This window comes from Kitasatospora sp. NBC_00315 (assembly GCF_041435095.1).
Taxonomy (GTDB): Bacteria; Actinomycetota; Actinomycetes; order Streptomycetales; family Streptomycetaceae; genus Kitasatospora.
Genome location: NZ_CP108025.1, coordinates 2,826,841 through 2,847,862 on the forward strand (window position 1 = coordinate 2,826,841; position 21,022 = coordinate 2,847,862).

The 21,022-nt window shown below is 67.8% G+C and carries 11 protein-coding genes and 3 rRNA genes; 2 read left to right on the top strand and 12 right to left on the bottom strand.

Annotation, left to right across the window (positions count from 1 at the left end; translation table 11 throughout):
- Window positions 1-509: 509 nt before the first annotated feature.
- Window positions 510-3,074, top strand: a complete 2,565-nt coding sequence (locus tag OG823_RS11240; RefSeq protein WP_371479334.1) for a SpoIIE family protein phosphatase — start codon at window positions 510-512, stop codon at window positions 3,072-3,074.
- Between the two features lie 416 nt (window positions 3,075-3,490).
- Window positions 3,491-4,054, top strand: a complete 564-nt coding sequence (locus OG823_RS11245) for an acetate uptake transporter (RefSeq protein ID WP_371479335.1) — start codon at window positions 3,491-3,493, stop codon at window positions 4,052-4,054.
- A gap of 192 nt (window positions 4,055-4,246) precedes the next feature.
- Here the strand turns inward: OG823_RS11245 and OG823_RS11250 are convergent, their stop codons facing one another.
- The 12 genes from OG823_RS11250 to OG823_RS11305 form a co-directional block, all read right to left on the bottom strand.
- Window positions 4,247-5,092 carry a phosphatase PAP2 family protein gene (locus OG823_RS11250; protein ID WP_371479336.1) on the bottom strand — a complete coding sequence of 282 codons (846 nt, stop codon included), beginning with the start codon at window positions 5,090-5,092 and terminating at the stop codon, window positions 4,247-4,249.
- 96 nt (window positions 5,093-5,188) lie between these two features.
- Window positions 5,189-5,305: ribosomal RNA gene (rrf, locus tag OG823_RS11255) — 5S ribosomal RNA — on the bottom strand.
- Window positions 5,306-5,395: 90 nt separating this feature from the next.
- Window positions 5,396-8,517, bottom strand: a 23S ribosomal RNA gene (locus OG823_RS11260).
- Between the two features lie 285 nt (window positions 8,518-8,802).
- Window positions 8,803-10,326 (bottom strand): 16S ribosomal RNA (locus tag OG823_RS11265).
- Together the 16S, 23S and 5S rRNA genes form the textbook arrangement of a ribosomal RNA operon.
- Before the next feature lie 694 nt (window positions 10,327-11,020).
- On the bottom strand, window positions 11,021-12,559 hold the full coding sequence (locus tag OG823_RS11270; RefSeq protein ID WP_371479337.1) for a CoA-acylating methylmalonate-semialdehyde dehydrogenase: 1,539 nt from the start codon (window positions 12,557-12,559) through the stop codon (window positions 11,021-11,023).
- A 174-nt stretch (window positions 12,560-12,733) separates the two neighbouring features.
- Window positions 12,734-13,255: a bifunctional DNA primase/polymerase gene (locus OG823_RS11275; protein WP_371479338.1), complete on the bottom strand. Its 522-nt coding sequence runs from the start codon at window positions 13,253-13,255 to the stop codon at window positions 12,734-12,736.
- A 195-nt stretch (window positions 13,256-13,450) separates the two neighbouring features.
- The gene (locus tag OG823_RS11280) at window positions 13,451-14,845 is read right to left on the bottom strand and encodes an NAD(P)/FAD-dependent oxidoreductase (RefSeq protein WP_371479340.1); all 1,395 of its coding nucleotides are present in this window, start codon (window positions 14,843-14,845) and stop codon (window positions 13,451-13,453) included.
- 86 nt (window positions 14,846-14,931) lie between these two features.
- On the bottom strand, window positions 14,932-15,735 hold the full coding sequence (locus OG823_RS11285) for an ABC transporter permease (RefSeq protein WP_371479341.1): 804 nt from the start codon (window positions 15,733-15,735) through the stop codon (window positions 14,932-14,934).
- On the bottom strand, window positions 15,735-16,679 hold the full coding sequence (locus OG823_RS11290; RefSeq protein WP_371479342.1) for an ABC transporter permease: 945 nt from the start codon (window positions 16,677-16,679) through the stop codon (window positions 15,735-15,737). Before OG823_RS11290 ends, OG823_RS11285 begins: the two co-directional genes overlap by 1 nt.
- Window positions 16,676-17,818 carry an ABC transporter ATP-binding protein gene (locus OG823_RS11295; protein ID WP_371479343.1) on the bottom strand — a complete coding sequence of 381 codons (1,143 nt, stop codon included), beginning with the start codon at window positions 17,816-17,818 and terminating at the stop codon, window positions 16,676-16,678. The genes OG823_RS11290 and OG823_RS11295 overlap by 4 nt, the downstream gene beginning before the upstream one ends.
- Window positions 17,819-17,893: 75 nt before the next feature.
- Window positions 17,894-19,147, bottom strand: coding sequence for a PotD/PotF family extracellular solute-binding protein (locus tag OG823_RS11300; RefSeq protein ID WP_371479345.1), 1,254 nt, complete (start codon window positions 19,145-19,147; stop codon window positions 17,894-17,896).
- A gap of 74 nt (window positions 19,148-19,221) precedes the next feature.
- Complete coding sequence (locus tag OG823_RS11305) at window positions 19,222-20,739, bottom strand: gamma-aminobutyraldehyde dehydrogenase (protein ID WP_371479346.1); 1,518 nt, start codon at window positions 20,737-20,739, stop codon at window positions 19,222-19,224.
- Between the last annotated feature and the right edge of the window lie 283 nt (window positions 20,740-21,022).

Below are 21,022 nucleotides of genomic sequence, written 5' to 3' on the forward strand. Positions count from 1 at the left end.
GCCGCCCGGCGGCGCCCCTCGGCGTGGCCCCGGAGCGTCCACCGCGGGCGGCGGGCGTCGTCGTACCGGTTGCGTCCTTGGTGGCCGAACTCAACGGGACCCTCCCACATCGTGAACTGTCCAGTACCGCCCAAAACCACTCGGGCACGGGCACCGGCGCGGCGGAGACGCCGCTACGGAGGCCGCCAGGCCCGCCGTCACCGCTTCGACCGTACTGCGCGATCAGACCGTTGCGGACCCCCCAGTCTGGCAGTACTGGCGCCGGGTGCACGGCCGGTTGCGCTCGGTTGGTGCGACTCCCGGCCAAACACGTGCGCAGAATCACCCGCAGGTGCCTGTTTCGGCTCCCCGTACCCATGGGCACCCCAGCGGAAAGTAGGGTGGAGCGCTGCACCGGCCCGCACGCGGGACTCGGCGCCGCCACCCGGCAGGCGCAGCAGGCGAGTCGGCCCCGGAGCGTCCACCGTGTGCGGCGGGCAGCAGGGCCTGAGCAGAGGAGTCGTGGCAACGTGGTCACCGCGCGCGCAGCCGCCACCTTCCGACCGGTGGACCGGTCGGCCGCCGCCGCACGCGGTTTCGTCCGCGACGCGCTGCTGAGCTGGGGGCTGCCCGAGGTCGTCGACGACGCGGTCGTGCTGGTCAGCGAACTCGTCACCAACGCCGTCGTGCACGCCGGAACCGACGCCGAGGTCTGCTGTCTGCGGGAGGCCGAGACCATCCGGGTCGAGGTCACCGACCACCACCCCGAACGCGGCCTGCCCTCCTTCGCGGACGTCCCGGACGCCGCGGAGGGACGCTACGCCGACCCGGACGACGAGGGCGGACGCGGCCTGCTGATGTGCTCGGCGCTGTCGTCCTGCTGGGGCGTCGAGTACGCGGCCGGGCGCAAGACCGTCTGGTTCCGCCTGCCGCTGCCCGACCACGTGGTCGGCACCCGCTACGCCGTCCCGGCCGCTCCCGGCGACGAACTGCCCAGCACCGACGGTCCGGTGCACGTCGCGGTGGTCCAGGTCGACGAGCACGGCCTCGTCCTGGCCTGGAATCCCGACGCCGAGGCGCTGTTCCTGCACCGCGCCGAGGACGTCCTCGGCCGCCCCTGGGCCGAGTTCGCCGCCTGGCCGCAGTCGGCGGGCATCGGGCTGGGCCTCGGCGAGACGCTGCGTCTGGCCCGCTGGGAGGGCGGCTTCGGCCTGCGCCGCGCGGACGGGCTCACGGTCGAGGTCTACGGCGTGCAGATCCGGGTCCGCGACGTGGAGGGCGTCCCGTCCACCCTCTGCCTGCTGGTCCGCGAGATCGACCGCGCGGTCCTGCGCTCCCCCGCGCGGACCATCACGGGCGATCCCGTGCCCCCGGCCGAGAGCCAGCTCGACCTGCTGGCCGGCCCGGCCGCCGAGGACGACCTACCGGCGCTCCTCCAGCGCACCGCCGAGCGGGCCCGCGACCTGCTCGACGCCGACGCCGCGTACCTGCTGCTCACCACGGACGACGAGAGCGAGTTCGAGGTCCGTGCCGCCACCGGTCTCAGCGCCGCGCGCCGCCGCTACGCCCGCTTCCCGGTGGAGCAGGGCCACAGCCGGTTCGACTCGGCCCGCCTGCCCGCCGTCCACGAGGACCTCTCGCTGCGCCCGGCCCCCGTACCGCTGCTCGCCGACAGCGGGATGCGCTCGCTGATCACCGTCCCGCTCAAGGTCGAGGGCCGCCTGATCGGCTCGATCGGCGTCGCGGCGGCCGCCCCCGGGCGCTACGACAACGAGGACGCGCTGCGCCTGCAGTTCGCCGCCGACCGGGTCGCCCTCGTCCTGGAGAGTGCCCGGCTGGCCGAGCTGGAACGCCTGCGCCGGGGCTCGCTCTCCTTCCTCGTCGAGGCCTCCGAACTGCTCGCGGGGACCTTGGAGCACGAGCAGACCCTCGCCCTGATGGCGCAGATGGCCGTGCCCACCCTCGCCTCCTGGTGCGCCGTGTACACCACCGGGGACAGCAGCGGACCGGCGTCCCTCGCCTTCGTCCTGCACCAGGACGAGGACCGGATCGACCCGCTGCGGCACGTGCTCGACAAGATCCCGGCGCCCGACTCGGGCCCCGCTCCCGGTGCCCGGTTCTGGACGGGCCCGGCCGACGCCGCCCGGCCCGGCGGCCCGGCGGACGGCCCGGAGCTCGCGGGCCTGCTGGGCGAGACCGTGGTGCTCCCGCTGGCCGCCCGCAACCGGGTGATCGGCCTGCTCGCGCTCGGCGCCCCCACCGGCGTGCGCTTCCGGCAGGAGATCCTCGAACTCGCCGAGGACCTCTCCCGGCGGGCCGCCCTGGCCCTCGACAACTCCCGTCTCTACTCCGAGCGCACGGCCACCAGTCAGGCCCTGCAGCGGAGCCTGCTGCCTCCGGAACTGCCCGAGATCCCCGGCGTCGAGGTGGACGTCTACTACCAGGCGGCCGGCGAGGGCAACGAGGTCGGCGGCGACTTCTACGACCTCTTCCCGATCCGTGAGGGCACCTACGGCTTCGCCATCGGCGACGTCTGCGGCACCGGACCGGAGGCCGCCTCCGTGACCGGCCTGGCCCGGCACTCGCTGCGCCTGCTCGCCCGGGAGGGACTGGACGCCCCCCAGGTCCTGCGGCGCCTCAACGCCGCCATCCTGGACGAGGGTTCGCGCAGCCGCTTCCTCACCCTGCTGTACGGCGAGATGACCCCGAGGGCGGACGGCTGCACCGAGCTGTCGATGGTCTGCGCCGGCCACCCGCTGCCGCTGCGGCTGCGCACCGACGGACAGGTCGACCAGGCGGCCACCCCCCAGCCGCTGCTGGGCGTGATGGAGGATCTGGAACTGACCGCCGAACAGCTGGTGCTGGAGCCGGGCGAGGTGCTCCTCTGCGTCACCGACGGCGTCACCGAACGGCGGGAGGGGCTCAGGATGCTTGGCGACGACGGACTCGCCCAGGTGCTCACCGGCTGCACCGGCCTGACCGCCGGCGCGGTCGCCACCCGGGTGCAGCGCGCGGTGGAACGCTTCGCGCCGGAGCCGCCGTCGGACGACATGGCCATCCTGACGATCCGGATCCCCACCCAGCGGGCGGACTGACGGCCCGTCGGCTCCGGTCGCCCGGACCGGGGCCCGCGGGCCGGACGAGCGCCCGCCGCGGCCGCGTCCTGCGGAGGCCCGCCGCGCCGACCCGGCTCGGCCGCCCTCCGACGGGTTCCGTTCGCCCGGCCGGCCGGCACCGTTCACCAACCGGCCAATCGTGAGTGGCCAACAGCATACGACCATACAAATTGTGCCATTCACAAGGGTACAAGCGCCCCTGCGCCGGGTAGACCGGATTCACCGGGGAATCCCCCGGCGGGGACACTGACCAGCGACTCTTCTGCTGGCACTTCAACTGGCCGCTGCCGTCCGCACCTTCCTTTCGTGCGCCCACGGCCCGGCCGAGCGCAGCCACCTCATCGCTCGCATTGACAGCGCCTCATCAGGCGCGCCCAGAGTGAAAGGAGCCTCCGGTGAGCAACGAAGCTACCGGGGCGCAGATCGCCCGTCCATCAGGAGCCGACGCCGGCTCCCTCGGATATCTCGCACTCGGACTCACCCTCCTCGCCTACGGACTGCTCTCCACCGGCATCCTCAGCGGCACGGGTGCCAAGGACGCAGCCACTCTCGCCCACCTGGTCGGCGGGCTGACCCTGTTCATCGCCGGCCTCTGGCAGTTCCGCTCGGGCGAGGGCTTCACCGGCACCGCGTTCACCAGCCTCGGCGCCTTCTGGGCCGTCTGGTCCGGCGCGGGCGGGGCAGGCAAGAACGCCACCGGCCTGTTCCTGCTGCTGTGGACGCTGCTGGCCCTCACGCTGGCGGCCGCCGGCTGGAACTCCGGCCTGTTCAGCCGTGCCGTCTACGGCCTGCTCGCCCTGTCGCTGGCGCTGTCCGCCATCGGCGTGTTCGCCGGCTCCGGCGGCCTGGGCAAGTTCGCCGGGTGGGTCGCGGCGGTCTCCGGCCTCGTCGCCTGGTACTCCGCCACCGCCGCGCTGACCAACAGCGGCTGGGGCCGGGCGGTACTGCCGGTCAGGTAGCGGGGGCACTCGGTCTCCGAGCGCTCCACGCACCGTGGGCCGGGCCTCCTCAAGAGGCCCGGCCCACGGGTGCACCCGCCGGTGTACGGCTCGTCCGGCACCGGCGGACGGCACCCCGGCCGTACGAGGGGGCACGGCGTGCCGGGGGCGCCGGATGCCGCCCGGGTGTGCCGACGGGGCCACCCGAGCCGGTCAGCGGCCCACCGAGGCCCGCGCGGGGGCCGTACGGGGCTCCCCGGCCCCCGCCGGCGCCGTCCGGGCCGCGCGGCGCCGCCGGACCGCCCACTGGGCGCCCAAGGTCAGCGCCAGGATGAACACCCCGACCAGCCCGTCGGCCCAGAAGTGGTTCGCCGTCACGATGACGACCCACACGGTCAGCAGCGGATGCAGCAGCACGAGCCAGCGCAGGGAGCTGCGCGACACCGTGATGACCGCCACCGCCACCAGGACGCACCACGCCACGTGCACCGAGGGCATGGCGGACAGCTGGTCGGCGACCACCACCCCGCCGACCGCTCCGCCGTAGACGGACTGCCCGTACTCCGCCGCCACGTCGACGAAGCCGTTCCCAGGCAACATCCGGGGCGGCGCCACCGGGATGAACTGGACCACCAGGCAGACCGCCGTGGTCACCATGACGGTGGTCCGCACCCAGGCGTACCGCGCGCGATGACGTACGAAGACCCACAGCAGCACCGCGATCATCACCGCGAAGTGCATCGAGGCGTAGTAGTAGTTCGCGGCCTTCACCAGAACCGGGTACGGCACCGCAGCGCGCTGCAGGGCGGCTTCGTCCGGCAGGCCGAGACTCAACTCCGTCCGATGGATCCAGGACGCCCGGTCCAGCGCGTGATCCGCGCTCATCAGCGAGAGCCGGCCCACCAGCTGCCAGAGCGCGAAGAGCGCGAGCAGGATGCCGGCCTCCCGCAAGAAGCTCCCGACGGCCGGTCTTCGGACCCGCTTGGCCGCGTACGCGGCCGCGAACAGGGCGACCGAGGCGCCACCGGCCGTCTGCCACGAAAGGGTCAGGTTCTGCACTGGACGCGCCTCTCCACCGAGCTCAGGTTGTGCTGGCAGAGACGTTAACGCAAAGAAGCCCCCTCCCGGACGGGAGGGGGCTTCTTCGGAATGATTGTTCGGCGGCGTCCTACTCTCCCACAGGGTCCCCCCTGCAGTACCATCGGCGCTGTGAGGCTTAGCTTCCGGGTTCGGAATGTAACCGGGCGTTTCCCTCACGCTATGACCACCGAAACACTATGAAACTGTCACCGCACCGCTCTCCCCGTGGCCCGGGAAAAACGGGGTCGTTGTTTCAGAACAACACAGTGGACGCGAGCAACTGAGGACAAGCCCTCGGCCTATTAGTACCGGTCAGCTCCACCCCTTACAGGGCTTCCACATCCGGCCTATCAACCCAGTCGTCTACTGGGAGCCTTACCCTCTCAAGGAGGTGGGAATACTCATCTCGAAGCAGGCTTCCCGCTTAGATGCTTTCAGCGGTTATCCCTCCCGAACGTAGCCAACCAGCCATGCCCTTGGCAGGACAACTGGCACACCAGAGGTTCGTCCGTCCCGGTCCTCTCGTACTAGGGACAGCCCTTCTCAATATTCCTACGCGCACAGCGGATAGGGACCGAACTGTCTCACGACGTTCTAAACCCAGCTCGCGTACCGCTTTAATGGGCGAACAGCCCAACCCTTGGGACCTACTCCAGCCCCAGGATGCGACGAGCCGACATCGAGGTGCCAAACCATCCCGTCGATATGGACTCTTGGGGAAGATCAGCCTGTTATCCCCGGGGTACCTTTTATCCGTTGAGCGACGGCGCTTCCACAAGCCACCGCCGGATCACTAGTCCCTGCTTTCGCACCTGCTCGACCCGTCGGTCTCACAGTCAAGCTCCCTTGTGCACTTACACTCAACACCTGATTGCCAACCAGGCTGAGGGAACCTTTGGGCGCCTCCGTTACTCTTTAGGAGGCAACCGCCCCAGTTAAACTACCCACCAGACACTGTCCCTGATCCGGATCACGGACCCAGGTTAGACATCCAGCACGACCAGAGTGGTATTTCAACGTCGACTCCACAACCACTGGCGTGGCCGCTTCAAAGTCTCCCACCTATCCTACACAAGCCGAACCGAACACCAATATCAAGCTATAGTAAAGGTCCCGGGGTCTTTCCGTCCTGCTGCGCGAAACGAGCATCTTTACTCGTAATGCAATTTCACCGGGCCTATGGTTGAGACAGTCGAGAAGTCGTTACGCCATTCGTGCAGGTCGGAACTTACCCGACAAGGAATTTCGCTACCTTAGGATGGTTATAGTTACCACCGCCGTTTACTGGCGCTTAAGTTCTCAGCTTCGCCGAGACGAATCTCGACTAACCGGTCCCCTTAACGTTCCAGCACCGGGCAGGCGTCAGTCCGTATACATCGCCTTACGGCTTCGCACGGACCTGTGTTTTTAGTAAACAGTCGCTTCTCGCTGGTCTCTGCGGCCGGCCCCAGCTCAGAGTGCAAGACTCATCACCAGTTCCGGCCCCCCTTCTCCCGAAGTTACGGGGGCATTTTGCCGAGTTCCTTAACCATAGTTCACCCGAACGCCTCGGTATTCTCTACCTGACCACCTGAGTCGGTTTGGGGTACGGGCCGCCATGAAACTCGCTAGAGGCTTTTCTCGACAGCATAGGATCATCCACTTCACCACAATCGGCTCGGCATCAGGTCTCAGCCTCAATGAGTGACGGATTTGCCTATCACTCGGCCTACACCCTTACCCCGGGACAACCACCGCCCGGGCTGGACTACCTTCCTGCGTCACCCCATCGCTCACCTACTACCCTGTTGGGTCAGCGGCTCCACCACGTCCCTTTGTCCGAAGACTCCGGGCCGGCTTCACGGCTTTAGCATTCAGAGGTTCGACGTTGGCGCTTCAAAGCGGGTACGGGAATATCAACCCGTTGTCCATCGACTACGCCTGTCGGCCTCGCCTTAGGTCCCGACTTACCCTGGGCAGATCAGCTTGACCCAGGAACCCTTGGTCAATCGGCGCAAGAGTTTCTCACTCTTGTATCGCTACTCATGCCTGCATTCTCACTCGTGTCCCGTCCACAACTGGATTCCTCCGCTGCTTCACCCGGAACACGACGCTCCCCTACCCATCACAGCCCCCGTTGGGGGTATTGCTGCAATGACACGACTTCGGTGGTGTGCTTGAGCCCCGCTACATTGTCGGCGCGGAATCACTTGACCAGTGAGCTATTACGCACTCTTTCAAGGGTGGCTGCTTCTAAGCCAACCTCCTGGTTGTCTCTGCGACTCCACATCCTTTCCCACTTAGCACACGCTTAGGGACCTTAGTCGGTGTTCTGGGCTGTTTCCCTCTCGACCATGGAGCTTATCCCCCACAGTCTCACTGCCACGCTCTCACTTACCGGCATTCGGAGTTTGGCTAAGGTCAGTAACCCGTTGAGGCCCATCGCCTATCCAGTGCTCTACCTCCGGCAAGAAACACGTGACGCTGCACCTAAATGCATTTCGGGGAGAACCAGCTATCACGGAGTTTGATTGGCCTTTCACCCCTAACCACAGGTCATCCCCCAGGTTTTCAACCCTGGTGGGTTCGGTCCTCCACGAAGTCTTACCTCCGCTTCAACCTGCCCATGGCTAGATCACTCCGCTTCGGGTCTTGGGCATGCAACTGAAACGCCCTATTCGGACTCGCTTTCGCTACGGCTACCCCACACGGGTTAACCTCGCTACACACCGCAAACTCGCAGGCTCATTCTTCAAAAGGCACGCAGTCACGAGACACACAGCAAGCTGCACGTCCGACGCTCCCACGGCTTGTAGGCACACGGTTTCAGGTACTATTTCACTCCGCTCCCGCGGTACTTTTCACCATTCCCTCACGGTACTATCCGCTATCGGTCACCAGGGAATATTTAGGCTTAGCGGGTGGTCCCGCCAGATTCACACGGAATTTCTCGGGCTCCGTGCTACTTGGGAGAAGCTCAAGTGAGCCGCTGATGTTTCGTCTACGGGGGTCTTACCCTCTACGCCGGACCTTTCGCATGTCCTTCGACTACACCAACGGTTTCTGACTCACCCAGCCGCCGGCAGACGACTGAAGAACTTTCCCACGACCCCTACTACGCAACCCCTGCCGGGTATCACACGTAACAGGTTTAGCCTCATCCGGTTTCGCTCGCCACTACTCCCGGAATCACGGTTGTTTTCTCTTCCTGCGGGTACTGAGATGTTTCACTTCCCCGCGTTCCCTCCACATACCCTATGTGTTCAGGTATGGGTGACAGCCCATGACGACTGCCGGGTTTCCCCATTCGGAAACCCCCGGATCAAAGCCTGGTTGACGGCTCCCCGGGGACTATCGTGGCCTCCCACGTCCTTCATCGGTTCCTGGTGCCAAGGCATCCACCGTGCGCCCTTAAAAACTTGGCCACAGATGCTCGCGTCCACTGTGCAGTTCTCAAACAACGACCAGTCACCCACCATCAACGCGTCACGACGCATCTCAAGTAGGACCGGCACTGAAGCAACGACCATCACAGCCGTTCCCTCAGGACCCAACAACGTGCCCGCCACGACCCAACCCCACCAGATGCTTTCCACGCGCCGAAGCGCAGTACTCGCGGTCGATGAGACCGAACCGTGCCGAATAGTCAACGTTCCACCCATGAGCAACCGTGTGAGACATTCGCTCACATCCGGCTATGTGCTCCTTAGAAAGGAGGTGATCCAGCCGCACCTTCCGGTACGGCTACCTTGTTACGACTTCGTCCCAATCGCTGGTCCCACCTTCGACGGCTCCTCCCCTTACGGGTTAGGCCACCGGCTTCGGGTGTTACCGACTTTCGTGACGTGACGGGCGGTGTGTACAAGGCCCGGGAACGTATTCACCGCAGCATGCTGATCTGCGATTACTAGCAACTCCAACTTCATGGGGTCGAGTTGCAGACCCCAATCCGAACTGAGGCCGGCTTTTTGGGATTCGCTCCGCCTCGCGGCATCGCAGCCCTTTGTACCGACCATTGTAGCACGTGTGCAGCCCAAGACATAAGGGGCATGATGATTTGACGTCGTCCCCACCTTCCTCCGAGTTGACCCCGGCAGTCTCCTGTGAGTCCCCATCACCCCGAAAGGCATGCTGGCAACACAGAACAAGGGTTGCGCTCGTTGCGGGACTTAACCCAACATCTCACGACACGAGCTGACGACAACCATGCACCACCTGTATACCGACCACAAGGGGGCGACCATCTCTGGCCGTTTCCGGTATATGTCAAGCCTTGGTAAGGTTCTTCGCGTTGCGTCGAATTAAGCCACATGCTCCGCTGCTTGTGCGGGCCCCCGTCAATTCCTTTGAGTTTTAGCCTTGCGGCCGTACTCCCCAGGCGGGGAACTTAATGCGTTAGCTGCGGCACCGACGACGTGGAATGTCGCCAACACCTAGTTCCCAACGTTTACGGCGTGGACTACCAGGGTATCTAATCCTGTTCGCTCCCCACGCTTTCGCTCCTCAGCGTCAGTAATGGCCCAGAGATCCGCCTTCGCCACCGGTGTTCCTCCTGATATCTGCGCATTTCACCGCTACACCAGGAATTCCGATCTCCCCTACCACACTCTAGCCTGCCCGTATCGAATGCAGACCCGGGGTTAAGCCCCGGGCTTTCACATCCGACGCGACAGGCCGCCTACGAGCTCTTTACGCCCAATAATTCCGGACAACGCTCGCACCCTACGTATTACCGCGGCTGCTGGCACGTAGTTAGCCGGTGCTTCTTCTGCAGGTACCGTCACTTGCGCTTCTTCCCTGCTGAAAGAGGTTTACAACCCGAAGGCCGTCATCCCTCACGCGGCGTCGCTGCATCAGGCTTTCGCCCATTGTGCAATATTCCCCACTGCTGCCTCCCGTAGGAGTCTGGGCCGTGTCTCAGTCCCAGTGTGGCCGGTCGCCCTCTCAGGCCGGCTACCCGTCGTCGCCTTGGTAGGCCATTACCCCACCAACAAGCTGATAGGCCGCGGGCTCATCCTGCACCGCCGGAGCTTTACACCCACCCCCATGCGGAGGAAGGTCATATCCGGTATTAGACCCCGTTTCCAGGGCTTGTCCCAGAGTGCAGGGCAGATTGCCCACGTGTTACTCACCCGTTCGCCACTGATCCACCCCGAAGGGCTTCACCGTTCGACTTGCATGTGTTAAGCACGCCGCCAGCGTTCGTCCTGAGCCAGGATCAAACTCTCCGTGAATGTCTGCTCGTAATCGAGCGGCCACCCGCGTTGAGCGGCGCGGCGACCCCCGGAATAGGGAAGCCCCGCGCACTGCGTCCTCGCTAGTGTTTTGTTACCAAAGGAATCTCCAACCCGGATCGAACGACCCGGGCCGGGGATGTCAACATATCTGGCGTTGACTTTTGGCACGCTGTTGAGTTCTCAAGGAACGGACACTTCCTTCGAGCCGCTCTCACGGTCTCTCCGGGCGCTTCGTTCTTTCGTGTTTCAAGCTTATCAGATGTTCGCCGCTCCGTTTACCGGAGTTTCGCTTCCCTGACCTGCTTTCCTTCGGCCTTTCGGCACTCCCAGACTCTACCAGAGTCTTTCGTGCGTTCCGGCCTTCGGAAGGCTTTCACCGAACCGACCTGACGGCCCGTCCGATGCCTCAAACCTTAGCTCAGCCCCGCCCCGAAAGGCGAATCCGAGCCAATTCACCGAAACCACACACGCCAATTAATCGCACTGGAATACGCCGAAGCGAAACCCCATGGCGATGGAGAGGAAGGTGGTTCGTGGAGTGGCCGCCCCGGGACCGTCCGCGCTGACTGCGTGTCCGGTGCTCCCTGTCGAGCGACTAGGGAACACTACGCCGATACTGTCGCCGAGGCAAACAGGGCCTGCCGACCGCGACGGACGCGGTCGGCAGGCCCTGCGGGGCGTACGGGCGGGCTCAGCTGTTGGTCGGGAAGCCCAGGTTGATCCCGCCGTGGGACGGGTCCAGCCAGCGCTGGGTGACGGCCTTGCCGCGGGTGAAGAACTGGACGCCGTCCGGTCCGTAGGCGTGGGTGTCACCGAAGAGGGACGCCTTCCAACCGCCGAAGGAGTAGTAGGCGACCGGCACCGGGATCGGCACGTTGATGCCGACCATGCCGACCTCGACCTCGTGCTGGAACCGGCGGGCCGCGCCACCGTCGTTGGTGAAGATGGCGGTGCCGTTGCCGTACGGGTTCGCGTTGATGAGCGCGAGGCCCTCGTCGTACGAGCCGACCCGGACCACCGAGAGCACCGGGCCGAAGATCTCGTCGTTGTAGACGGACATGCCCGGCTTCACGTGGTCGAACAGCGTCGGACCGAGCCAGAAGCCGTCGGTGGTGGGCGCGCCGTTGGCGTCCTCGCCGGCGATCGGGTGCTTGCGGCCGTCGACGGCCAGCTCGGCGCCGTCGGCGACACCGGACTCGACGTAGGAGGTGACCTTGTCCCGGTGCTGACCGGTGACGAGCGGACCCATGTCGGAGTCGCCGTTGCAGCCCGGGCCGACCTTGAGGGTGGCCATCCGCTGCTTGATCTTGTCGACCAGCTCGTCGCCGATCGGGTCGACCGCCACCAGGACGGAGACCGCCATGCAGCGCTCACCTGCTGCGCCGAAGCCGGCGTTGATGGCCGCGTCCGCGCTGAGGTCCAGGTCGGCGTCGGGCAGGACCAGCATGTGGTTCTTCGCGCCGCCGAGGGCCTGGACGCGCTTGCCGTAGCGGGTGCCCGTCTCGTAGACGTAGCGGGCGATCGGGGTCGAGCCGACGAAGCTGACGGACTTGACGTCCGGGTGCTCCAGCAGCCGGTCGACGGCGGCCTTGTCGCCGTGCACGACGTTGAAGACGCCGTCCGGCAGACCGGCCTCCTTCCACAGCTCGGCGATGAAGTTGGCGGCGGACGGGTCCTTCTCGGAGGGCTTGAGCACCACGGTGTTGCCCGCCGCGATGGCGATCGGGAAGAACCACATCGGCACCATGGCCGGGAAGTTGAACGGTGAGATGATCGCGACCGGGCCGAGCGGCTGACGGATCGAGTAGACGTCCACACCGGTGGAAGCCTGCTCGGTGAAGCCGCCCTTGATCAGCTGCGGAATGCCGCAGGCGTACTCGACGACCTCCTGGCCGCGGGCGATCTCGCCGAGGGCGTCCGAGTGCACCTTGCCGTGCTCGCCGACGATGATCGCGGCCAGCTCGTCCTTACGGGAGTTGAGCAGCTCGCGGAAGCTGAAGAGGACCGTGGTGCGCTTCGCCACCGAGGCGTTGCGCCAGTCCGCGAAGGCGGAGGCCGCGGCGGCGACCGCCTGGTCGACCTCGGCGATCCCGGCGAAGTCGACGTGACCTGCCACCTGGCCGGTGGCCGGGTCGAAGATCTCGCCGCGGCGCGGTGCGGAACCGGCGGTGGCGACGCTCGCGCCGCCGATCCAGTGGGTGAGGTGCTTGGTCGCGTTGGGCTTGCTCAAGATCGTCTGCCTCCGAAGTCCCGGGCGGCTCTCGTACCGCCGGTCCCTTTGTGCGGCGCCGCCCGAGCAGTCGGCCGGGCGACGGGATCACGGGGCTACCGCGCTCGTCGTCCAGTCTGGTCGCCGGGGCGCCCGCCCTCAACGAGCAGGCTGACGGGGATCCGGGATTCAGCCTTACAGGTCGTCGGCCGTGTGGTCCGGATGGCCCACTCCGGGGCGACGCCCGGGGCGGACCGAGCCCGCGCGCCCGTCGGCGGCCAGCTCGGCGGCCGCCTCGTGCAGGGCGAGCTCCAGCGGTACGGGCGCGTTGAGGCGCCCGGATCCGTCCGGTGCGACCAGCCAGCGCAACCCGCGCCCGCGCACACCCGGACGCGGGACCACGATCCAGGTGCCCTCCCCCGCCACGCGTAAGCCGGTTCCCAGCAAGCGCGCCCCGGTGCCCGGGGGGACGAGGAAGCCGACGTTCTCGGACCCGCGGTCGGCGAGCACCGGACCGGGCCGGGCCGCCGCGCGGCTCAGTACCGCGAGCGCCGTCAGCCCCAGTGTTCCGGGCACCGTCAGGACGTCCCAGCGCCGCCCGGCCGGCAGCATCATCAGGCCGGCGCCGCTTCGCCGCCACGCGTGCCGGCAGGCGGCCGGATCCCGGGAGGCCTCGGCCAGCCAGTTCGTCCCGTCGGTCGCTCCGGTGCTCGTCATCGCACGTCCTCTGCTCTCCGCGGTGCGGCGGTCCGAGCGCCGCCGTCAGCTAGGAGAGGCGGAAGCCGGCGCAGTCTTACAGCGTTCCGGCGGACCCCACCGGTCCTGCACGGTTCGACCCGGGTGCGCACGACGGCGCCGGGGCGCACCCCGTGGAGGGATGCGCCCCGGCGCCGTGGCCCCGTAGCGGGTGGTTCAGCTGTCGAAGCCGAGACCCAGCCGGTCGAGCGTGCGCAGCCAGAGATTGCGGCGTCCGCCGTTGTGGTCGGCGCGGTCGAGGGACCACTTGGTCATCTCGATCCCGGCCCACCGCACCGGCTCCGGCGGGAAGGGCAGCGGCTTGCTGCGCACCATCTCCAGAGCGGTCCGCTCGGTCCGCTCACCGGCGAGCAGGTCGAGCATCACCTCGGCGCCGTACCGGGTCGCGCCCACGCCGAGGCCGGTGTAGCCCGCCGCGTACGCGACCCGGCCCCGGTAGGCGGTGTCGAAGAAGGCGGAGAACCGGGTGCAGGTGTCGATCGCGCCGCCCCAGGCATGGGTGAAGCGCAGTCCCACCAGCTGCGGGAAGCAGCGGAAGAAGTTGCCGGACAGCGTGCGGAAGGTCTCCGGGCGCTGGTCGTACTCCTCACGGACCCTGCCGCCGAACTGGTAGACGGCGTCGTAGCCGCCCCAGAGGATCCGGTTGTCGGCCGAGAGCCGGAAGTAGTGGAACTTGTTGGCGCTGTCGCCGAGCCCCTGCCGGCCGCTCCAGCCGATCGAGGCGAGCTGCTCATCGCTGAGCGGCTCCGTCATCAGCGCGTAGTCGTAGACCGGCACCACGTACGGGCGGACCCGCTTGACCAGGGACGGGAAGACGTTGGTGCCCAGCGCCACCCGCCGGGCGAAGACCCGGCCGTACGGGGTGCGGACGGCCATGCCGGTCCCGTGTTCGGCGAGGTCGGTGCCCCTGGTCCGTTCGAAGATCCGCACGCCCTGGCCGAGGCAGGCCTGCTTGAGGCCCCAGGCCAGCTTGGCGGGGTGGACCATCGCCACGCCCTCCTTGTCCCAGATCCCGCCCAGGAAGGTGGGCGAGTCGACCTCCGCGCGCAACGCGTCGGCGTCCAGGACCGTCAGGTCGAGGCCGTACCCGGCGACCGCCTCGGCGATCTCGTGCAGTTCCTCCAGTTGGTGCGGCTGGGTGGCGACGTCGATCTCGCCGGTGCGCTCCCACTCGGCGTCGATGCCGTAGCGCTTGAGGGTGTCCTCGATGGCCTGCAGGTTGGCGGCGCCCTGGCGTTCGAGCTCGGCCAGCTCGCCGGGCCAGCGCTGCAGGCCGTTGCCGAAACCGTGGGTGAGGCTCGCGGCGCAGAAGCCGCCGTTGCGGCCGGACGCGGCCCAGCCGATCTCGTTGCCCTCGATCAGGACGACGTCGAGCGACGGGTCCCGCTCCTTGGCGATCAGCGCCGTCCAGAGGCCGGTGTAACCGCCGCCGACGACCAGCAGGTCGCAGCCGGTGTCTCCGACGAGGGCGGGCAGCGCCTCCGGCCGACCCGGATCCTCCAGCCAGAAGGGGGTGGGCCTGGCGTCACTGAGCGCGCGGACGGAGTCCATGCATTATCAGCCACTTTCTGGACATTGATGGTGATTTCGGTACAACAACTGGAGGGTACCCAGCGGGCGGCGGTCCGGACCGGAGGTCAGGTGCTCGCCTTACGGCGGTTCCCGAGCCACTGCCCGCCGACGGTCAGGGCGACCGCCGCGACGAACATGGCCGTGCCGATGACGTTCACCTGGACCGGAATGCCCCGTTGCGAGGCACCCCAGACGAACATCGGGAAGGTCACGGTGGTCGGGCCGGAGTTGAACTGGGTGATGATGAAGTCGTCGAAGGAGAGTGCGAAGCTGAGCAGCGCGCCGGCGGCGATGCCGGGGGCGGCGAGCGGCAGGGTGATCCGCAGGAAGGTCTGCACCGGGGTGGCGTAGAGATCCTGGGCGGCCTGCTCCAGCCGTGGGTCCATGCTCATCACGCGGGCCTTGACCGCCGTCACCACGAAGCTCAGGCAGAACATGACGTGCGCGATGAGGATGGTGGCGAAGCCGAACGGGATGCGCATGTTGAGGAACAGCGTGCCCAGCGAGGCGGCCATCACGACCTCGGGCATCGCCATCGGCAGGAAGATCATCGCGCTGGTGGCGGCCCGGCCGCGGAAGCGGAAGCGGGCCAGCGCGAAGGCGACCATCGTGCCCAGCACCGTGGCGCCGATCGTGGCGAGCACGGCGACCTGCAGGCTCAGCGAGAGCGACTGGCACATGTCGGCGACGCCGCAGGGGTTGGTCCAGGCGTCGGTGGAGAACGAGGACCACTCGTAGTTGAACTTGCCGACCGGCTTGTTGAACGAGAAGGCCAGTACGACCAGGTTGGGGAGCACCAGGTAGACGAGGGCGAGAATGCCCGCGAGCACCACCAGGTGGGCGCGGATCCACGAGAAGATTCGGGACATCAGACCAGTTCCTCCGTCCCGGCCTTGCGCATGTAGACCGTCACCATGCCCAGGATCAGGGCCATCAGGATGAAGCTCAGGGCGGCTGCCGTCGGATAGTCCAGGACGTTCAGGAACTGCTTCTGGATCCCGTTGCCGACCATCTGCTCGCTCGGCGAGCCCAGCAGCTGGGCGTTGATGTAGTCGCCGGAGGCGGGGATGAAGGTGAGCAGCGTGCCGGCCACCACACCCGGCAGCGAGATCGGGAACGTCACCCTGCGGAAGGTCGTGAACGGGCGGGCGTACAGATCACCGGCCGCCTCGTGCAGGCGCGGGTCGATCCGCTCCAGCGAGGTGTAGAGCGGAAGGATCATGAACGGCAGGAAGTTGTACGTCAGACCGCAGACCACCGCGAGCGGCGTGGCCAGCACGCGGTCCCCGGAGGTCAGCCCGATCGCGCCGGTGAGGTCCAGGACGTGCAGCGTGTTGAGCACGCCGACCACCGGGCCGCCGTCGGACAGGATGGTCTTCCAGGCCAGCGTGCGGATCAGGAAGCTGGTGAAGAACGGTGCGATCACCAGGATCAGGATGACGTTGCGCCAGCGCTTGCTCGCCTTGAAGGCGATCGTGTAGGCGAGCGGGTAGCCGACGGCCAGGCAGAGCACGGTGGCGATGGCGGCGTAGGAGAACGAACGGACGAAGTGCCACTTGTACTCGTCCAGGGCGTCCCAGTAGGTGGCGAAGTGCCAGGTGAGCCTGAAGCCCTGCTCCAGCGAGCCGGTCTGCAGCGAGGTGGAGGCCTGGTAGACCATCGGCACCGCGAAGAAGACCACCAGCCAGGCGATGCCGGGCAGCAGCAGCCAGTACGCGGTGAGCTTGCGGCGCGGGCGCCGGCCGGCCGGGGCGGCGGCGGCGCCGTCGGGCGGTGACGCCTGTGGGGGCGCGGGTGCGGTGGTGGCCGTCATGCCGCCTCCTCCCCCGTGCCCGCGTCGATCGCCTGGGTGGCGTCCATGCCGAAGGAGTGAGCGGGGTTCCAGTGCAGGACGACGGGCGCGCCGGGGGTGATCCGGGTGTCCCGCTCCATGTTCTGCTCGAAGACCGCGAGGTCCTGGCCGCTGTCGGTGCGCACGACGTACTGGGTGGAGACGCCGATGAAGCTGGAGTCGACGACGGTGCCGGAGAGGCGGTTGCGGCCTTCGGCGACCTCGGCCGAGGCGTGCGCGATGGTGATCTTCTCGGGGCGCACGCCGAGGTAGATCTCCTTGGCCCCGGTGACGCAGCGGGCGCTGGGCAGGGCGAGGCGGGCGGCGCCGGCGGTGAGCAGCAGGTCCGCGCCGTCGCTGCCGGTGACCTGGGCGGGAATCAGGTTGGACTGGCCGAGGAAGTTGGCCACGAAGGTGCTGGCGGGGTTCTCGTACAGGTCGGCGGGGGCGCCGAGCTGCTCGACCCGGCCGCCGTTCATCACCGCGATGGTGTCGGCCATGGTCATGGCCTCCTCCTGGTCGTGGGTGACGTGGACGAAGGTGATGCCGACCTCGGTCTGGATCCGCTTGAGCTCCAGCTGCATCTGCCGGCGCAGCTTGAGGTCGAGGGCGCCGAGCGGCTCGTCCAGGAGCAGGACCTGCGGGTGGTTGATCAGGGCCCGGGCGACGGCCACGCGCTGCTGCTGGCCGCCGGAGAGCTGGTGCGGCTTGCGCCGGGCGTACTGGCCGAGTTCGACCAGCTCCAGCATGTCCTCGACCTGCTTCCTGACGTCCTTGCGGCCGCGCCGGCGCAGGCCGAACGCGACGTTCTCGAAGATGTCCAGGTGCGGGAAGAGCGCGTAGCTCTGGAAGACGGTGTTCACCGGCCGCTTGTAGGGGGGCAGCGCGGTGACGTCCTGGCCGCCGATCACGACGGTGCCGCTGGTGGGCTCCTCCAGGCCGGCGATCATGCGCAGCGTGGTGGTCTTGCCGCAGCCGGAGGCCCCGAGCAGGGCGAAGAAGGACCCCTGGGGGACGGTCAGGTCGAGCGGGTGGACGGCCGTGAACGCGCCGTACGTCTTGCCTATGCCGGTGAGGCGGACGTCGCCGCCCGCGGCCGCGTCGCTCAGCTGCTCTGTCATGGTGTCTCTCTGTCTGAAGCCGGTGGGGGCTGACGCCGGTGGGGTCGGCTGTCAGGGCTGGGCCGTTGGGGAGGGTCAGGCGCCGATCAGCTTGGAGAACTTCTCCTCGAAGTCGCTCTCCTCGGCCTCGGCCAGCGAGCGGAAGACGTGCACCTTGGCGGCCATCTCGGGGGTGGGGACGACCAGCGGGTTGGCGGCGGTGTCCGGGGAGAGGGCGACGAGCTCCTGCTGCATCCCGGTGACGGCGGAGACGAAGCCGATGCCGGCGACCAACTGGGCCGCGATCTTCGGCTGGTAGTAGAAGTCGATCAGGTGCTCGGCGTTGGCCTTGTGCTGGGCCTTCGCCGGAATCACCATGTTGTCGGTGGAGGAGACGTAGCCCTTCTCCGGGATGACGAACTCGATGTCGGGGTTGTCGGCCTTCAGCTGGATCAGGTCACCGCCCCAGGCGAGGCAGGCCGCGATGTCTCCGGAGGAGAGCTCCTGGCCGTAGTCGTTGCCGGTGAACTTGCGGATCTGCTTGCTGTCGACGCCCTTCTGCAGACGGGCGACGGCAGCGTCGTAGTCGTCGGCGGTGAAGTTCGCCGGATCCTTGTCCATGTCCAGCAGGGTCATCCCGATGGTGTCGCGCATCTCGGAGAGGAAGGTCACCCGGCCCTTGAGGTCGGGGTCGTCGAGCAGCTGGCTGACGCTGGTGACCGGCTTGCCCTTGGTGGCCTTCGCGTTGTACGCGATCACGACCTGGATGCCGGCCCAGGGGTAGCTGTACATCCGGCCCGGGTCCCAGTCCGGGGCGCGGAAGCGGGACTCGATGTTGGTGATGGCCGTGGTGACGTTCGACTGGTCGAGTTTCTGCACCCAGCCGAGCCGGATCAGCCGGGCGACCATCCAGTCGGTGAGCACCATGACGTCGCGGCCGGTGTCCTGGCCGGCCGCCAGCTGCGGCTTGACCTTGCCGAAGAACTCGACGTTGTCGTTGACGTCCTCGGTGTACCTGACCTTGATGCCGGTGGCGGCGGTGAAGGCCTCGATGGTGCCGTGCTTCTCGCTGTCCGTCTCGTCCGTGTCGATGTAGAGCGGCCAGTTGGAGAAGTTCACCACCTTGTCGGTGTCGGAGAGGTCCTTGGCCGCGTTCTCGGCCGAGTCACCGGTGGCGGCCGTCCTGGCTGCCGGTATGCCGCACGCCGCGAGGGTGCCGGCGCCCGCGGTGAGGACGGCGGCGCGCAGCATCGCCCGGCGGGTGACGGCGGCGCGGCCGCCGGCCAGACTGCGCTCCCAGGCCCTGCGGACGGGATCCGGCAGGCCGTCGGTGATCTCTTTGAGCTCCATGCTGGAACGCCCTCCGGGGGGAAGTGAGGGGGCGGCCCGCCGGTGACCGTGGGGGCGGCGGGCCGTCCAAGGGCTTATCTGTCTCCGAAAACGGTGCGGTGCCAGTCCTTGCGGGCCACCGCGGTGGTGTCGTACATGACGTGCTTGACCTGCGTGTACTCGTCGAGCGAGTACTGCGACATGTCCTTGCCGTAGCCGGAGGACTTGTAGCCGCCGTGCGGCATCTCGCTGATGATCGGGATGTGGTCGTTGACCCAGACGCAGCCGGCCGCGATCTCACGGGTGGCGCGCAGGGAGCGGTGGATGTCGCGGGTCCAGGCGGAGGCGGCCAGGCCGTACGGGGTGTCGTTGGCCAGGCGCAGGCCCTCCTCGTCGCTGTCGAAGGGCAGCGCGACGAGCACCGGGCCGAAGATCTCGCCCTGGACGACCTCGCTGTCCTGGGAGACGCCGGTGATCAGCGTGGGCCGGTAGTAGGCGCCCCGGGTGAGGTCGGTGCCGTCGTGGCCCTGGGCGGGCGCGTGGCCGCCGGCCGCGATGACGGCGCCGTAGCCGCGGGCGCGCTCGACGAAGGCGGCCACCCGGTCGCGGTGGGTGAAGGAGACCAGCGGGCCGAGGTCGGTCCGCGGGTTGAGCGGGTCGCCGAGGCGGATCGCCTCGAAGAGTTCGGCGACGCCGGCCACGAAGGCGTCGTACAGGGGCCGCTGGACGTAGGCGCGGGTGGCGGCGGTGCAGTCCTGGCCGCTGTTGATCAGTGATCCGGCGACGGCGCCGTGGATCGCGGCGTCCAGGTCGGCGTCGTCGAAGACCACGAAGGGGGCCTTGCCGCCGAGCTCCAGGTGGGTGCGCTTGGCGGTGCCGGCGGCCAGCTCGGCGACCCGCCTGCCGACCGGGGTGGAGCCCGTGAAGGAGACCATCGCGACGCCGGGGTGCGAGACCAGGTGTTCGCCGGCGCCGCGCCCGGCGCCGGTGACGACGTTGACGACGCCGTCCGGGATGCCCGCCTCAGTGCAGGCGCGGGCGAACATCAGGGAGGTCAGCGGGGTCAGCTCGGCGGGCTTCAGCACGATGGTGTTACCGGCCGCGATGGCCGGGAGGATCTTCCAGGCGGCCATCTGCAGCGGGTAGTTCCACGGGGAGATGGAGCCGACCACGCCGATCGCCTCCCGGCGGACGTACGAGGTGTGGTCGCCGGAGTACTCGCCCGCCGCCTTGCCCTCCAGGCTGCGGGCGGCGCCGGCGAAGAACGCGGTGTTGTCGATCGTGCCGGGGACGTCGAACTCGGTGGAGAGCTTGATCGGCTTGCCGGTCTGCGCGGTCTCGACCCGGGCGAGCTCCTCGGCGGCTCCGGCGAGCACGGCGGAGAGCCTGAGCAGGGCCTCGGAGCGGGCCCCGGGGGTGGCGCCCGCCCACTCGGGCAGCGCGGCCCGGGCGGCGGCCACGGCGGCGTCGACGTCCGCGGTGGAGGCGAGGGTGACCTGCTGGACGACGCTGCCGTCCGCCGGGTTGACCACCTGGAACGGCTCGTCGCCCGTCCCCCTGGTCGGCCGGCCGGCGATGTGGTGCGCGCCCGCGCTGAAGTCGGTCAGGTCCATCTCTGGTTCCTCCATGTGCCCGGTGGTTCGGCTGCCGCATGTGGTGATCACTTCTGCACTGCATGCTGCCCGCCGTGGTCGGCGCGATCCCGTAGCCCGGGCGGTGCGACTGGTCGAGTCGGCGCCCGGGGGTTACGGGGCCCTGGGGGTCTCCTGGGCCGTCCGGCTGATCACCGAGATCCGTGATCCTGACACCACAGCTTTGCGGCTACAAGGGATTCCGTTGTTGCTTTCTGGTTACGCGACGGAATCCGAGGTGATGTCGGTGATTCGCCACGGCAGG

What these genes read in the sequence shown, in the direction of transcription:
- OG823_RS11275 (WP_371479338.1), bottom strand. Translation starts at nt 13,255, where the DNA reads ATGACGAGCACCGGAGCGACCGACGGGACGAACTGGCTGGCCGAGGCC.
- OG823_RS11280 (WP_371479340.1), bottom strand. Translation starts at nt 14,845, where the DNA reads ATGGACTCCGTCCGCGCGCTCAGTGACGCCAGGCCCACCCCCTTCTGG.
- OG823_RS11285 (WP_371479341.1), bottom strand. Translation starts at nt 15,735, where the DNA reads ATGTCCCGAATCTTCTCGTGGATCCGCGCCCACCTGGTGGTGCTCGCG.
- OG823_RS11290 (WP_371479342.1), bottom strand. Translation starts at nt 16,679, where the DNA reads ATGACGGCCACCACCGCACCCGCGCCCCCACAGGCGTCACCGCCCGAC.
- OG823_RS11295 (WP_371479343.1), bottom strand. Translation starts at nt 17,818, where the DNA reads ATGACAGAGCAGCTGAGCGACGCGGCCGCGGGCGGCGACGTCCGCCTC.
- OG823_RS11300 (WP_371479345.1), bottom strand. Translation starts at nt 19,147, where the DNA reads ATGGAGCTCAAAGAGATCACCGACGGCCTGCCGGATCCCGTCCGCAGG.
- OG823_RS11305 (WP_371479346.1), bottom strand. Translation starts at nt 20,739, where the DNA reads ATGGACCTGACCGACTTCAGCGCGGGCGCGCACCACATCGCCGGCCGG.